Origin of the sequence: Paenibacillus intestini (assembly GCF_030803945.1) — a bacterium.
GTDB classification, from domain to species: domain Bacteria; phylum Bacillota; class Bacilli; order Paenibacillales; family Paenibacillaceae; genus Paenibacillus; species Paenibacillus polysaccharolyticus.
The window spans coordinates 1023352-1037936 of the sequence record NZ_JAURUN010000001.1; the positions used below are offsets into that span (position 1 = coordinate 1023352).

At 45.5% G+C, this 14585-nt stretch carries 15 protein-coding genes; 2 read left to right on the forward strand and 13 right to left on the reverse strand.

The window, feature by feature from the left end; genetic code table 11:
- Positions 1 to 136 precede the first annotated feature (136 nt).
- The 5 genes from J2T16_RS04395 to J2T16_RS04415 all read right to left on the reverse strand — a co-directional run bounded on the left by J2T16_RS04395 (position 137) and on the right by J2T16_RS04415 (position 4278).
- The gene (locus J2T16_RS04395; protein WP_336122632.1) at positions 137 to 1507 is read right to left on the reverse strand and encodes a sensor histidine kinase; all 1371 of its coding nucleotides are present in this window, start codon (positions 1505 to 1507) and stop codon (positions 137 to 139) included.
- Positions 1500 to 2177, reverse strand: coding sequence for a response regulator transcription factor (locus tag J2T16_RS04400; protein WP_154889294.1), 678 nt, complete (start codon positions 2175 to 2177; stop codon positions 1500 to 1502). The genes J2T16_RS04395 and J2T16_RS04400 overlap by 8 nt, the downstream gene beginning before the upstream one ends.
- Positions 2178 to 2282: 105 nt before the next feature.
- Positions 2283 to 2825: a GNAT family N-acetyltransferase gene (locus tag J2T16_RS04405; protein WP_336122631.1), complete on the reverse strand. Its 543-nt coding sequence runs from the start codon at positions 2823 to 2825 to the stop codon at positions 2283 to 2285.
- A gap of 46 nt (positions 2826 to 2871) precedes the next feature.
- Positions 2872 to 3120, reverse strand: coding sequence for a hypothetical protein (locus J2T16_RS04410; protein WP_336122630.1), 249 nt, complete (start codon positions 3118 to 3120; stop codon positions 2872 to 2874).
- Between the two features lie 24 nt (positions 3121 to 3144).
- Positions 3145 to 4278 carry an NAD(P)/FAD-dependent oxidoreductase gene (locus J2T16_RS04415; protein ID WP_336122629.1) on the reverse strand — a complete coding sequence of 378 codons (1134 nt, stop codon included), beginning with the start codon at positions 4276 to 4278 and terminating at the stop codon, positions 3145 to 3147.
- A 235-nt stretch (positions 4279 to 4513) separates the two neighbouring features.
- Here J2T16_RS04415 and J2T16_RS04420 point away from each other — a divergent pair, with 235 nt between their 5' ends.
- A complete protein-coding gene (locus J2T16_RS04420) occupies positions 4514 to 5329 on the forward strand; it encodes a helix-turn-helix domain-containing protein (protein ID WP_499017829.1) in 816 nt (271 codons plus the stop codon).
- Between the two features lie 4 nt (positions 5330 to 5333).
- On the opposite strand, the gene J2T16_RS04425 is transcribed toward J2T16_RS04420, so the two are convergent.
- From J2T16_RS04425 to J2T16_RS04455, 7 genes are all read right to left on the reverse strand, one after another.
- Positions 5334 to 5975, reverse strand: a complete 642-nt coding sequence (locus tag J2T16_RS04425; RefSeq protein WP_336122627.1) for an HAD family hydrolase — start codon at positions 5973 to 5975, stop codon at positions 5334 to 5336.
- Between the two features lie 40 nt (positions 5976 to 6015).
- Positions 6016 to 6609: a DUF1349 domain-containing protein gene (locus J2T16_RS04430; RefSeq protein WP_336122626.1), complete on the reverse strand. Its 594-nt coding sequence runs from the start codon at positions 6607 to 6609 to the stop codon at positions 6016 to 6018.
- 79 nt (positions 6610 to 6688) lie between these two features.
- Positions 6689 to 7981 (reverse strand): MFS transporter, encoded by a 1293-nt coding sequence (locus tag J2T16_RS04435; RefSeq protein ID WP_336122625.1) that lies wholly within the window; start codon positions 7979 to 7981, stop codon positions 6689 to 6691.
- A gap of 84 nt (positions 7982 to 8065) precedes the next feature.
- Positions 8066 to 9097, reverse strand: a complete 1032-nt coding sequence (locus tag J2T16_RS04440; protein WP_221788650.1) for a zinc-dependent alcohol dehydrogenase — start codon at positions 9095 to 9097, stop codon at positions 8066 to 8068.
- Between the two features lie 44 nt (positions 9098 to 9141).
- Complete coding sequence (locus J2T16_RS04445) at positions 9142 to 10428, reverse strand: aminotransferase class III-fold pyridoxal phosphate-dependent enzyme (protein ID WP_336122624.1); 1287 nt, start codon at positions 10426 to 10428, stop codon at positions 9142 to 9144.
- Positions 10429 to 10483: 55 nt separating this feature from the next.
- Positions 10484 to 11638 (reverse strand): glycosyltransferase family 2 protein, encoded by a 1155-nt coding sequence (locus tag J2T16_RS04450; protein WP_336122623.1) that lies wholly within the window; start codon positions 11636 to 11638, stop codon positions 10484 to 10486.
- A gap of 317 nt (positions 11639 to 11955) precedes the next feature.
- Positions 11956 to 12858 carry a LysR family transcriptional regulator gene (locus J2T16_RS04455; RefSeq protein ID WP_499017833.1) on the reverse strand — a complete coding sequence of 301 codons (903 nt, stop codon included), beginning with the start codon at positions 12856 to 12858 and terminating at the stop codon, positions 11956 to 11958.
- A gap of 125 nt (positions 12859 to 12983) precedes the next feature.
- Between J2T16_RS04455 and dapA the strand changes: the two genes are divergently transcribed.
- Complete coding sequence (gene dapA, locus J2T16_RS04460) at positions 12984 to 13853, forward strand: 4-hydroxy-tetrahydrodipicolinate synthase (protein ID WP_154889314.1); 870 nt, start codon at positions 12984 to 12986, stop codon at positions 13851 to 13853.
- Between the two features lie 155 nt (positions 13854 to 14008).
- On the opposite strand, the gene J2T16_RS04465 is transcribed toward dapA, so the two are convergent.
- Positions 14009 to 14575, reverse strand: a complete 567-nt coding sequence (locus J2T16_RS04465; RefSeq protein ID WP_090915751.1) for a TetR/AcrR family transcriptional regulator — start codon at positions 14573 to 14575, stop codon at positions 14009 to 14011.
- Positions 14576 to 14585: the final 10 nt, after the last annotated feature.

Sequence of the window (14585 nt, forward strand, 5' to 3'; positions counted from 1 at the left end):
ATGAACAGGACATGAACAAACTAAAAATGCTACGTTTCACATACAAGCGAACTTGTACATGAACGTAGCAAATTAAAATTAATTGGCTCATTACCTGCCATTATGTGTAAACAACAAACATACAATGAGAAGATAGCTATTCTGTTATTGGTGGACTGTTTGGCAAGGTGATGATAAACGTTGTGCCTTGATCCACCTTACTTACCACCTTAATATCCCCTTGATGTAACGAAACAATTTGTTTGGTGATCGCAAGTCCCATTCCGCTGCCGTCATATTTACGGCTATGGGAACGATCAGCCTTAAAGAAGCGCTCAAATATACGCTTTTGATCCTCGGCAGGAATACCAATGCCTTCATCCGATATCCGCACGGTTACATTCCTGATATCCCGTTCCATCCTGACGTGAATTAAACCGTTATCTTCTGAAAACTTAATCCCATTGCTGATAATGTTGGTCCATACCTGATTCAATTGATCATGATCCGCCTTGATTTGAATCTTCTGTAAATCCAGCTCAAACCGGATATTTCGGGCAGACCATTGAGGCTGTAATGCAACAATAACCCGTCTGATCTGCTCATCGAGATCACGAGTAGCGAGTTGCAGCTGATGGGATTGTGACTCAAGCATACTGAGTTTGAGCAGACTATCACTCATTTTAGACAATCGTTTCGCCTCTGAAATAATAATGTCGAGATACCGTCCTCGTTCCTGATCCGGTAACTCTACCTTCTTCAACGCTTGAGCATACCCTGATATGGAAGTGAGCGGTGATTGTACCTCGTGTGAGACGTTGGCTACAAAATCTCTTCTCATCTGCTCCAGCTGCTGCAGATCCTTCATCATATCTTCGAAACTTCGTGCGAGTGTACCCAGTTCACTGGACTGTTTGATGTTCAGCTTTACATTGAAATCACCTGCCGCAATACGTTTGGTTGCCTGAGTCAATGTTTTGATGGGCCTTACCAGATACATGGAAGCAATCAAAATGATCAGACTTCCGGCGGCCAGAGATGAGGTGGCAAAGATTGTACCCCATTGAATCACAGCAGCGGCAGCAGGCGGCGACAGCGTTTCCAGAAACATGGCTCGAGTCCCGCCAGCAGTCCGGACTGGCAATCCCAGTAGAACTGTACCAAGACCATTCGGAGTCGCCTCGACTACGGCTCCCCCCAGTACTTTCTGAAGCTGCTCTTCCGTCACTGAAATCGGCTTATGATCTATAGCCTTCCCGTACGTTTGGAACTGTCCTGACCGCTCATACATCCGAATATAGTACAAATCGAGTTGCTTCATGTTGTTGACGAATGCATCCGCTTCGGAGAGTGGCAACGTTTTGTATATCTGTACAACATCCTGACCGAAATTGCGTATGTTGATATGTGAATTCTCATTCAGCTGATCTTCAAAAATCCAGGTGGATAAGAGGAAAGCAATCACGGTCCCGGCAATCACAGAAATGAGAAAAGTCACAACAACCCGGATATACAAAGACTTAATCATGCTTGACCTCTAACCGATATCCTAAACCACGAACCGTTTCAATCTGAAAATCAGGCGTCGTCGCAAACCGTTCACGCAAACGTTTGATATGTACGTCCACTGTCCGATCATCCCCTGTGTAATCCAGCCCCCAGATCTGATCGATCAATTGCTCTCGTGTATAGACCTGCCCCGGTGTTCCGGCCAGCTTGTATAACAATTCAAATTCCTTGAGTGGCAAAGTTAACGACTCTGTACCCAGGATAACTTTGTAACTCTGACGATCCAGTGTGACGTCTCCAAATTGAATCATATGTGTGGAGCCAATCTTGTATCGTTTTAGCAGAGCTTTCACACGTACAGTTAACTCCAACGGGTCAAATGGTTTTGTTAAATAATCATCTGTGCCCAGTTCGAAACCTTTCACCTTTTCCCATGTCTCACCTCTAGCTGTCAACATAAGTAAGGGTAGATCTGCGTTCATTTGTCTCAATTCTCTGCACAATGCCCACCCGTCCATCACTGGCATCATAATATCCAGTACCACTAGATCAATCGAGCGTTCCTTGTATAGCGTGAGCGCCTGATAGCCGTCCACAGCCTCAACGGTATCGAATCCGTCATTTCGTAAAAACAAACAGACCAGCTCACGAATATTCGCATCATCGTCTGCAACTAATATGGTAGCCATATGCTTCTCCTTCGGCAACATTATACGAATTGTTATGCATTTATATCGCCAGTTTGTTAATTTAGTGAATCCTCGTTCTTTGCAATCTCATTCGATCCTCTTTGCTTATTCCACATCCGTCAGAGATATCGTGAACATCGTATGTTTTTTCATCACTCCCTGAATAGGTACATCGTGTGTGCCACTTTCCTGGAAGCCTGCTTTCAAAAGCACACGAATGGAGCCGATGTTGTCTGGAACAGCACCAGCTTCAACATGCGTAATGCTCATCTCATGTTTGGCATATTGAAGCACACGTTTTAACGCTTCGCTCATATATCCTTTACCGTGGTGTTGCCGATCGGTTGCATAACCTATCACCCATTTATCTGCACCGTTCAGTTCAATTCGAAATAATGAGATTTCGCCCACCAGTTCATCTGTATCTTTAAGAAAAATGCCAAAAGAATGTCTTGTTCCTTCTTTTCTCAGCTCAAGCCATTTCTCAATCAGACGGGTCTGTCCATCCAGACTATAAAATGCTTCATCTCGATGACCAGCCGAAGTCCTCTCTATATCTTCTCTATTGCCCATTTGAAACTCCTGAAGCAACGTAGCATCTTCTAACGTCCAAGCTCTGATATAAATTCGTTCCGCCTCATATTTCATCTCAAGTTACTCCTTAGAAGTTCAGTTCATGTCATCTGAAAACGGCCTAATCCACTAGTTCATCCAATGTATTCTCCAGCTCTTCAAGCCGAGCTGACAGCATATTCACATGTTGTTTCGCGTCAGCAATCTTTTTCTGTAAAACCTTTGTCTGCTCGTTCTCTGCGACTTGTTCATACTGCTTCAGTTTATCAACAGCTACGACATGTTCTTCTTTGATTTGGTCAATCTGCTGTTCCAGATAGAATACTTCCGACAGGCTTGCTCCGCCTGATAAACGCTGTGAATACGTCATTTGCTCACCTCATTCATGCATATGTTATTCTGCCTTCGACTCGATCGCTTTACTTACATCATACGCGTCCATGTTGATATCCGGTGCCATGTCTAAAGCCAATTTGGCAAGCTGGCTACCAATATAAGGCCCCATGGTTAGACCAGAAGCACCCAATCCATTAGCTGTGATCAGACCTGACCATCCCGGGACATGTCCCATAACGGGCAAAAATCCTGGGGTAAATGGGCGAAACCCTACACGAACCTCATCAATTGTGCTGTCTGCAAGCTCAGGTGCCAGTTCTAGTCCCTTGTTCAACACTTCTTGCATGCCTCCGGCAGTAATTCGTGTATCGTAACCGTGAACATCATTTTCATGTGTGGCGCCAATAACTATTTTCTGTTCTGCAAACGCAAGTAAATACTGATCAGTAGGCGGCATAATGACAGGCCACTCTTCTGTATTTTGCTGATTAGAAGTACGCAAATGCACAATCTGACCCTTCTGATAATGGACGTTAAAATGAATCCCCAGTGGTTTCATTAACTCATTCGCCCACGCACCTGCACACACAACCACCCGATCCGCGACATAATGCTTCGATTGCACTTCAACGCCAGTTACTTGCTCATCCTCATAGAGCACTCTGGCTTCTCCCTCAATCAGACGAGCGCCGTGCCGCTGTGCAGAGCGGATCAATGCATCACGCAGCGCTCTTCCATCCACACGCGCAGCACCGCTGATGTGTACAGATGAATAACCTTCCCCAAGTAAAGGGAACCGTTCACGGGTTTCATTTTCATCCAGACATGTGATTGTACCAATCTCAGGCGCATCTTCTCTGCGCAACTTGGCACGCTCCGCTATTTTGTTAATCTTCTCCTGATCCGTATGTATGCTGAGTGCGCCTGTCTGTGCATACCCCGTCTCGGTTTCCCCAGTACATTCTAATTCAGTTATAAGCTCAGGGTAATAACGAGCACCTGCCTTGGCTAGCTGATACCAATCCTGATTCCGACGCTGAGACAACCAAGGACAGATGATACCAGCAGCCGCATCCGTGGCCTGCCCTGCATCTTTCCGATCGATAAGAAGCACTTCTGCTCCTGATTTTGCTAAATGATAGGCTGTTGATGCTCCTAATATGCCCGCTCCGACTACGATGACTTTTTTCATACGAGTATTCCTTTCCTTCGTCCATTCATCTATATAGCGTACCCTTTTTGCCATTCTGTTGGCAAGCTGTGGCACCTGGATACCGCGGATACCGTTTTCGGTAAAATACAAAGCTAAGATGTCGACACATTTAAAATAATTCCATTTATGTAATATAATTCTATTCAGATTTCTTTCATGCTCTAATCATGCTACCTGCACAAGACCTTTTAACGAAAAGAGGAATTATTCAACGATGCTGAAACCTAACATGGGAAATCTGCTAGTGCCCGATATGCCTCTCATGATTACTGGGCAAAACCGGTTAAACGTTAATGAATTAATGGATTGGAGCGACCATTCACGGGATTACACCATTGTACAATGCATCGGCGGAACAGGGAGAATCGCTGCCAAAAATCTCGAGCTTTCTGTTCGGAAAGGAACAGCGCTTATCATGTTTCCTGAAGTTCCCTACCGTTATAACAATTCAAGTAACTCATTACAGTTTGATTGTTTGTCGTTTAATGGCTACATTTTGCCGCGTTTCCTGCACTCCTTGCAGATCGGGGAACTGCGCGCCTTCAAACCGGAAGGCATACTTGGCCTCCTGTTACGTGAGATCACACTGGCGCTACAGTCCCGTCACAAGGATTATATCTGGCATGGTTCTACACTGCTCTATACTCTTTTGGTTCGTTTAACTATTGAGAGTGAACGCTACAGCAAGGTTGAGCGCTCTGAGGCTCGGCTGCGTCTGACAGAGCTTGTTGCTTTTATCAAAGAAAACTATCAACAAGATCTCTCCCTCTCCCTACTCGCGGATCAGATGAATGTGACCGAGCAACATCTGAACCGCATCTTTAAAAAAGAGTTCCATATGACTCCACTCGATTACCTGGTTCGCTATCGTTTGCTTAAGGCCAAGGAGATGCTTGTGCAGCAAGAGGATATCACCGCACATGAGATTGCAAAAGCCGTCGGTTTTAACAGTGCCAGTTATTTCGGTTCCGTATTCAAAAAATATGAAGGCATCTCACCCATTGAACTGCGCAAAAAGTTTCAGAGATAAAAAATCATATCTTCATCTCAGCCAGCGAGGATAACCGCCGTTCATGCATGGTGAATTCCAAACCGCGTGTTACCTCGTTCGGCACGATATAACAACGGATACCTGCTGCATTTGCTGCCTTTAGTCCATTGGGAGAATCCTCAAAAACAATCGCCTCATCTGCCTCCACACCAAGTTTCTGCAGCGTCAGCAGGTACAGCTCCGGGTCAGGCTTCACTCGCTTCACATCATCAGAAGTATGAATGACTTCAAAATAATCAAACAACCCAAGCTTTTGCAAGTACCCGTGTACCCAATCACGAGTGGAGCTGGAAGCAACCGCAAGCCGAATTCCCTTCTCCCGGGCAGCGTCCAGCAATTCAAGTACGCCTGGGAGCATGCTTGCTTGTCCCAAATATGATTCGTACTTCTGTTCAGAAAGCAAGCGGATTTGCTCATGATTGATCTCTTTTTGCAACATTTGCTCCAGATATCGATACGGATGAAATTCCTCGAAGGAGGTGCCTACGTTTTTAGACCATAGCTCAAGTCCCAGCTCCACACCATGTTCTTCATAAATATCACGAAAAGCGTAATACCAGGGCGTTTCTGTATCGACAATCAGGCCGTCAAAATCAAATATAATTGCTTTTAACTTCTGTACCATTGTTCTATTCCTCTCTCTCAGCCATCGCTGGAGAAACGGATCAGAAGCGTGCAGTCAAATCCGGCTGGGTCATGCTTACGGATAAAAAGTGGCAAGTGCAACCCGTGCCGGTCGGTGACTGAGCAACAACTCCAGCTCTAAGCTCTCCATCCATCGGCATGCCAAAGTATCGAATTAACTTCCATTCTTCCCCATCGGGAGAGTAAAAGAAGGATAGACATCCCTCCACTTTTCGTATACGCAGGTAAGGATCTGACACAGGCACCTCTGTCGAGTTACAATCATCGGATGAACCATCGCGTGTAACGACAGATACGATCGTTGCGACTTTACCATCATATTCAAAACACAGTTTGCACCAGTTACGTTCGTCGACCATCACCATCAAACATCCGGAATCATACTGATGCTTCATCTCTACCGTCAGCTGTGCAGTCATTTCGAAATCACCAGCGACGGGCATCGACAAGAATGGAGCGGTCGCTCGAATATGTTTGCCTGCCGGGTCTTGGAAAAAATCCGAGTCGGCTTGCGCCTCTATGATCAGTCCACCTTGATCCGTATATGACCAGTTGTGCGGCTCATTGATCCAGCTCATTTTCTCCCTTGCTTCCGTTGTCATTACATTCATCATTCAAAACCTCCCAAGGATTGTGCTAATAACTGCATTTTACCGTTTTATATATTCGGCAACATACAGAAAAGCCCTTCTTCTACATATTTTTGTAAGATTCCATCACTTGGGGGCGTTGCTGTGGATCATGTAAAAACAACATAATAATCATCAAGAAAATATACAGTGCAAGAATAACGCCGAACAGAAGGACCGGATGATAATGATACAGCAACCCGGTTAGATACCCGGAAGGTATTGCTGTTAACGTCATAACCGTCTGTACAGCCGAGAACATATCCGCCTTCTCATGCGTGCCCAGTCGGTTCATCAGTAATGAATCACGGTACGTTTGCAGAATGAAGTTCCCGGCAGCAAGTACAATAAGGGTAAGAAACAGCATCGCTATATTACCGGCCGGAATCAGAAGAAATAACACAGCACCCGCGGTACTGAGCACAATGGAGAAGCTAACATACTTTTCTTCCGATCTCTGCTTCAAGCGCGGAAGAATAACTAGATAGAGCAGCATGACGGTAACCGCTGTCACGACCGGAACAAACGAGATCACTCGATCACCAAAGCTTAACTGCTCTTTAAAATAGATGACCTGAAAGAAGTTTAACTGTAGAACCAGATTGGACAATACCGTAATTAAAATGATCGGAAATAACCTGCGCTTGTAGAACGACCTTCCAAACAGACGAAGGCTGGTGACGAGGCTGCGAAATACATGCGTTTTGCTGTGTATGCCCATCAATTCCTTGCCAACCTCAGTCTCTTCCGTGTAGCGATTACGAATAAAAAACATCGCTGTCATCAACAGCCCGCCCACAAAATAAATGCTTGCTAGCGTAGGCGCGATGCCAAAGTCTGCAATCACAACTCCCGCAATCGGTGTAAGCACTCCCGCACCGGTAATAATCATGTTCAACATGGCGAATACCTTGGATCGTTTATGTTCTTCTACATCTTCAATGATCAGACAATTGAAAGAGACCGTGACAAACTTTGATGTCGCATTGAGCAAATAAGCCATGAGAAACAGCCAGAAATTTTGTGAAAATGCCCAGATGAACATGGGTACACTCCAGGCGAGTAAATCAAAGATCAGTGTCGTTCGTTTACGTCCCAGCTTATTGGTCACTGACCCTGCAAATAGTTGAAAAATGAAGGCAAAATACAGATTCACCGAATTAATGATGCCTATCTCAATGTCGGACAAACCGGCCTCTTTCATATACAAAGGAGCGTAAAACAAAACAATCGTTCCCGGAATGGCCCACACCGGTTCTAGTAAAATGGAATACCGCGGATTTCTCGGCAAATCCCGAAGCAGCTTCACTCCATATCCCTTCTTTCTCTCTGCGGATCGCTCCGCTGTAACCTGCAAGATCCAATCGAAAACACATCTCACTTGCGCTTAACGCCTTATACCTCACTGGTCACAGCGGAGAACCCCACAATATCTACATTATTACAGAATCAATGCGGTCTTCACCGAATTCATCGGCAGCTTCTCCCCGCTTCGCAGGTCATAACCGATGGTGCCATTGAAAGCTTGCTCATAGTCCGTCAAAAATTCTTTGGCTGTTACCATCTGCTCTAGCTCAGGAATGCTTTGCGCGAATTTCAACGCCGTGCTGATCATGGAGTGTACAGCTACCGCACCAATAATACTGAGTCCATCGTTAATGACATGGGTTGATTTAAAAGTCACTTCGTAACTGTCGTCATACCCCATTGGAATGATCCGGCCGCCTTTAGCAATCATCTCAAATCCGACATGAAGCTGATTCCCTACAGCATCGACAACAATATCAAACTTTTTGTTATTGTTGATCTCATATACTTTGTCCAGTGTTAGATCCTCAGGATAGTAAACATAATCAGCGATCCCTTCTGCGAATTGTTTGCGATAAGGATCAATCTCAGTTCCCACCGTAAGTCTTGCCAGTCGTTTGCTCACCAGCTGACACAGCGAACCAATGGCGCCTGACCCCAGCACGAGTACAGAATCACTTGGCTTCACGCCTGCTTTCATGAATGTTTGCAACACACAACCCAGAGGTTCAATCATCATGGCCGCTTCCCAGCTCATGGAATCGGGAATAGGATAGATATATTTTTCATCTCCCACAAAGTATTCGGCAAACGTTCCGTGTGTGGTCATTCCTACTTGGTAGTCATCGAAATTTTCACAGTAAATGAACAAGCCTTCGCGGCAATACGAGCAGTGTCCGCAAGATTGCGTCGGGTCCACGAGAACCCGATCTCCTACGCTAATACCCCGTACTTCATCTCCCACCTCGACCACAGTCCCTACACCCTCGTGACCGATAACGGTTCCTTTATTTGCTGGGACTTTACCTTTAACAATGTTCAAATCTGTTCCACAGATCCCTGATCCATAGATTTTCACTTTGACCTGATTCGGTCTTTGAATGCTGGGCTCCTCAATCTCTTGTAGCTCCACCTGTTTCAAATCTTGATATACGAGTGCTTTCATGAGATATCCTCCTGGTCATATAATAAATTTTCGTGTTACTTTCCTTACAGATTGGCATATTTCAGATGTTCAAGCTTCTGCATTTCTTTCCAGTCCGACAAGATCTGAAGCAGTGCATCCTCCACCCAAATCAATTCCTCCCGCGTATGCGTATCCGAGAAAATAAAGTAACCTTTGGTGAAAATGCCGTAATGAGCCATCTTCTTCACCATAAATTCGCGGAACGGGTCCGTCTGAAAATTTTGCTCATCCAAAGATTGGATGTAAAAGCTCGCGTAGGTTCCCTTTAAGGCTAATTGTTCCGTGAGACCAAGCAGCACAAGTTCCGATTCCAGTCGTTTCATGATCCGTGTAGCGGGTTCACGCCAAGTGGGCCAGACTTTTGCATTTTTTATTAACCTTTCGCAAGCAATAGCCGCCGCAAGTGCTGTTGTCTCGCTGGAATGTGCATTGCTAAATCGCACCTGTCCTGCGAGGGACATGAGATGCTCTGGCCCCATTACTGCTGCAAGCGGAAGTCCGTTGGCCATGCCCTTGGAAATGCAGAGTAAGTCCGGCCAGATGTCATACTCTCCTGCAGTCGCCTGTTTGCCCATTCGAATTCCCGAAGTAACCTCGTCAAAGATAATAATGATGTCTAAGGAACGGCATAAATTCACTACTTTCTTCAGTTCTTCCTTATTCCACTCGTTGGGGCACAAGACAATGCAAGAGATATCATCCATGGATGAAGTGTGTTCCCGAATGTTAGTATAGGAAGGCTTATTCACCCAAATCGTGGAACGCTCAATATCCACCGGAATGCCGCGTTCTTTGGTCTGACTGCCGTAATAACCATACGCGGACCAGTCATGCCACCCGTGGTAAGCTGTTGCAATGACCTTGCTTTTACCACTTCCCGCACGGGCCAGCCGCACCGCTCCGCTTACCGCATCTGCACCGCTCTTGGTGAAGCGCAGGGACGGATAACGTCCCTCGAACCGCTCCAGAATTAACTCGGCACACTCCAGTTCAATATCCGCTGGGAGTGAAAAGCCTGTCCCTTTTTTCAACTGATGAATGACCGTAAGCTGAATTTCTCGTCTGGCATGCCCCCAAGGAACCGTGCCCATGGCCATCTCACAATCCAGCCATTCATTACCGTCAATGTCTGTGAATCGGGAATGATATGCTTCCGCACAGCAGACCGGGGTATGTCCCGGAAATAAGCGTTCTGGCGCTTTGGCTAGTGTACTGCACCCGCTCGGAATAACTTTTTCAACCTTCTCCAGCCACTCCAGATTTTGAGTGAATCTTGCGGCACGATCCAGCGTGCTTTTTCCATCGCTCACTTTGAAGTACCTCCCTAAGGCTTAATAGTGGTGTATCACAACCTGAATGATTAAGTTATCGCACTTTCGTGCCCGGCCAACATCCATCATAGATGCGATCCATCGTAATCACGTTACCGTAGAGGTCAATAATTAGATCCTTGGCTCTATGGGCATGCCTCATTTCGATCCAATAGCGGTTCTCCAACAATCGGGTGAAGTTGTCCACCAGAAACAGCAACCGATTTTCGCTATGAATTAACTCCTTGCCTAATACTTGGGGCAGCCATATGGCTCCATTCGAGTTAAAGCGGTTGGAGTAGTCTCGCACGTCGGCAAGGGGCGCGATACCTGCCTCGTCAAGCTTGCTCCAGAACGTGTCCGCATCACTTCGAACCTCGGCAAGATCGATACCGATCATTGGCAGATGCTCGTATTCGCGTTGATGATGCAATTGCTCCTTTAGATGACTGAATACGAAGGGCCATACATCGGCTTCGATCTGACTTCCCCACTTTTTCCAAAATCGTGCCAGATTGTTCTTGCGGTTAAAATTGCGATGAATGCCGCTACTGCGTTCCCAGTGATAGGCTTGAATATTAGGGTTAATAACCGTATCATAACCCGCTTCTCTGGCGCGCATCTGATAATCAAAATCTTCATATCCGTTGAAAAACTTTTCATCCAGGCCGCCAATCGTCTCATAGACTTCCCGTTTCATGCCAAACATCGCAAATACAACAAGTTGCACGGAGAATGTCTCCTTCGGGATATCATCCGGGGACGCGTTCAGAAAAAGATGGCGTCCAATCGAGTCTGCAAAGGCGATACCACAATGCTGCACACCGCCAGTCTGCGGATACAACAGTACGCCTCCGATCATACCGATCGTAATATCCGTGTCGAGCGTCTCCTTCATCATCGTTTGCCAGTGGGACTGCAATATCGTGTCGGAGTCGAGGAAAAAGATATATTCTCCCTTAGCAAGATTCAGGGCGCTGTTAATGGATACGGCGCAGCCAAGTGGAAAGTCATGCTGAAGAATATCAATGGTCACACCTTCTCCAAGCTCTTGTTTGAGTTTATCCAGGTGCTGGAAAACGGCAGAGCCAGATCCGTCGTTGATAAAAATAATTTGTGTTGATGGGACGACTGTTCGAAGCAGCGAGTCTGTAAACAGGTTCAGAATGTTATAGTCCTGATTGACCGGTACAATAATGGTATAAAGCATACAATTCCTCCTCATGAAGTTAATTTTGATGGAACCCGTTGGCCAAGATTATGAATATGTGCAAGATATAACTACTTGTTCTCTGTCGTCCTCCTCCACTCAAACTTTGTCTTAATTTGGTAATGATTTGAATCTAATAGAAATTTATATCATTTTTTGGAAGTTTTAAATCTTAAATTCTGAACTCTATTAATATCTGAATCTCTTTAAAAATCAAAAAAACTCTCAATGGGTCCCTCGCATCTAATGCGACAAACCGATCAAGAGTTTTTAGAAGTTGCTCTTCATTTATTAAATACGCCAATAATTGCTTAACTTTATGCCTTTGCAGGCAACCAATCGGACTCTTTGGCACCCAGATTCGTGATGAATTGTTGCAGTGCATGCGATATCCATTTGCGGGCATGAATAACAAGCTGAATTTCCAGTGTAAAGTCCGTATGAAACAGTGGTAATACCGAGAGCTTCTGTCGTTGGATCTCATCCATGGCAATCATGCGAGGTAAAAGCGAGATGCCCGGCCCAGCCATAATACTTCGTTTAATGGCCTCAGGACTTCCCAGCTCAAGTCCCACTTTGTAGGGAATAGCGTTGGTTCTAAGCACTTTCTCCAGCAACTGCCTGTAATTGCACGAATCCTCCGGCATGATCCATTCTTCATCGGCTAAATCACTCAATGTTACCTCGGATTTAGCTGTAAGTGGATGGTCTGAATTCACGATAAGCACCAGCGGTTCCTCGCGAATCGTAATCCATTGTAATCCGGATTCCGGTGAAGCATTGGCCAGAATAAGACCCACGTCTGCCTCCCCTTCTCTGACTTTTTGTAGAATCAGATCTTCCCGATCGGTCTGTAGCCGAATGCCTAGCTCGGGATATTGTTTACGTGTCGTTTGAATGGGCACCGGCAGATAATAAGAAGCAAGCGAGTCCATCGTAGCAATGGTAAGTGATCCGCCGCCCTGTTTGGTCAGCTTCTCCTGAGAATGTTCAAATATCTCCAGAAGCTGTCCAGACAACTTAAACAGCTCTTCTCCAGCCGAAGTCAGCCGGATTTTATTGTTATTAAAACGTTCGAATAGTTTGACCTGATAAATTTTCTCCAGCTTTTGAATCTGGGTTGTCACACTTGACTGCGCGTAACCAAGCTCTTCGGCTGCTTTGGTAAAGCTTTGCCTCAATGCCACCTCACGAAAAGTTTGAAAATAATTCAAATCCATCATTTATTCCCTCACATCATCGAAATTATTGATAACACCTATCATCTATTATAGCTAACTATGATACCTTTTCCCATGGTAAAGTGAATGAAATGGAATTCCAACATACATTTGGGGGTAATACGATGTTAACCGAACAACAGATTCAAGGTATTTATATACCTGTAATCACACCTTTTACCAAAGAACGCGAACTTGATCTTCCTTCGTTCCAAAATTACATTAAAGTTATGGCTAACAGTGGCATTCATGGCTTGGTGATTAATGGTACGACTGGGGAGTCACCTACCGTGACATGGGATGAAGTGGAACAGCTTGTGAAGGCCGCGAAGGAAACTCTGAGCAGCATCAACTCCTCCGTACCCATTATGGTTGGAACTGGAACCAATGATACCGCTTCAACGGTGGCAAGAACAAAGAAAGCTGCCGCACTCGGAGCCGATGCTGTTCTTGTCGTTACTCCATACTATAACAGACCCACGGAAGAGGGCATTTACGAGCACTTCCGCATGGCAGCCAGCGTGGGCATACCCGTGATGGTATACGAAATCCCAGCCCGCACAGGGGTTAGAGTTTCCATAGATATGATGAAAAAAATTATGAACATCGATGGTGTTATTGGTCTTAAGGATAGCACAAATAACCTCGATCTTATGACCGAACTGGTACGTTGCGGCTCGAAGCCCATTTTGTGTGGAGATGATACCTTCTTCTTCGATATGTTAACGAGAGGTGCAGCCGGCGGCATGATGGCATCGGCTAGTATTAATCCAGAGCGTTTCCTGGAAGTGTATAACCGTTTTGTGGCTGGTGAAAAAGAAGACGCCTACCGTCTCTATACGCAGTTGCTTCCGTTCATTAAAAATCTCTTCGAAGAGCCTGCGCCTGCCATGCTGAAACATCTGCTTGCACAGCAAGGCATTATCGCTTCCGCACAGTTGCGCCTGCCTCTCATGCCAGCATCTGAACAATTAAAAGCAAAGATTGCACTGTAAATTATGCGGAACACCTCTATAGAACATAGCCACAGATAGCCATAGGTCGAAATATAAAAAGCCGCAGTTTCATCTGCGGCTTTTGCTGTGCACTTGTTTAACACTCCATAGAAGCAACAACGTAAAAATGCTTGATATCCTGCTTCTTTTTCAGCTCATCTCGTAACAAAACCGTGATAGAACGTGTCCACAACAAGTGCAGGCGCAGCATTTCTGGCGATATTGCCATGGATCACTTGTTGCCACGTCAAGAAAAGAATTGAATACAGAACATCTACAATCCACGTTTTGTCCACATCCGAACGAAAAAAGCCTTTTTCTTGAAGTATACCAATGGCATGAAGCACCGGTTGTCTCAGCTTCTGATCGGCCCCTTCAATCTCGGCATTATAATTGACGGTTGCATCGTGAGCCAGAAAATATATCTTATCCCCAAGTGGAATTAGCGCTTCAATCAGCTCCGGGATATAGTGTTCAACCCGCTCCTCATCGAGCTTAACGTGTTGCAACGTCTCGTTAACAACATCAATTGCACGCATCGCCAAGTGAATCATCAGTTGCTCACGGCTCTCAACATACCGATGTAATGTGGCAATTCCGATGTTCGCGGCTTCAGCAATGTCGTTCATCGACGCATTGGGCTTCTCGATCAGTAATTTGGTGGCTTCATCCAGAATGGCAAGCATTCGATTTTGCTTAAATGTTAACTTCTCATTTTTCATCTCTAACGGC

Bases quoted from the DNA above. Each gene is read 5' to 3' on its own strand.
- J2T16_RS04395 (WP_336122632.1), bottom strand. From the start codon at position 1,507: ATGATTAAGTCTTTGTATATCCGGGTTGTTGTGACTTTTCTCATTTCT.
- J2T16_RS04400 (WP_154889294.1), bottom strand. From the start codon at position 2,177: ATGGCTACCATATTAGTTGCAGACGATGATGCGAATATTCGTGAGCTG.
- J2T16_RS04405 (WP_336122631.1), bottom strand. From the start codon at position 2,825: ATGAAATATGAGGCGGAACGAATTTATATCAGAGCTTGGACGTTAGAA.
- J2T16_RS04410 (WP_336122630.1), bottom strand. From the start codon at position 3,120: ATGACGTATTCACAGCGTTTATCAGGCGGAGCAAGCCTGTCGGAAGTA.
- J2T16_RS04415 (WP_336122629.1), bottom strand. From the start codon at position 4,278: ATGAAAAAAGTCATCGTAGTCGGAGCGGGCATATTAGGAGCATCAACA.
- J2T16_RS04420 (WP_499017829.1), top strand. From the start codon at position 4,514: ATGCTGAAACCTAACATGGGAAATCTGCTAGTGCCCGATATGCCTCTC.
- J2T16_RS04425 (WP_336122627.1), bottom strand. From the start codon at position 5,975: ATGGTACAGAAGTTAAAAGCAATTATATTTGATTTTGACGGCCTGATT.
- J2T16_RS04430 (WP_336122626.1), bottom strand. From the start codon at position 6,609: ATGATGAATGTAATGACAACGGAAGCAAGGGAGAAAATGAGCTGGATC.
- J2T16_RS04440 (WP_221788650.1), bottom strand. From the start codon at position 9,097: ATGAAAGCACTCGTATATCAAGATTTGAAACAGGTGGAGCTACAAGAG.
- J2T16_RS04450 (WP_336122623.1), bottom strand. From the start codon at position 11,638: ATGCTTTATACCATTATTGTACCGGTCAATCAGGACTATAACATTCTG.
- J2T16_RS04455 (WP_499017833.1), bottom strand. From the start codon at position 12,858: ATGGATTTGAATTATTTTCAAACTTTTCGTGAGGTGGCATTGAGGCAA.
- dapA (WP_154889314.1), top strand. From the start codon at position 12,984: ATGTTAACCGAACAACAGATTCAAGGTATTTATATACCTGTAATCACA.
- J2T16_RS04465 (WP_090915751.1), bottom strand. From the start codon at position 14,575: ATGAAAAATGAGAAGTTAACATTTAAGCAAAATCGAATGCTTGCCATT.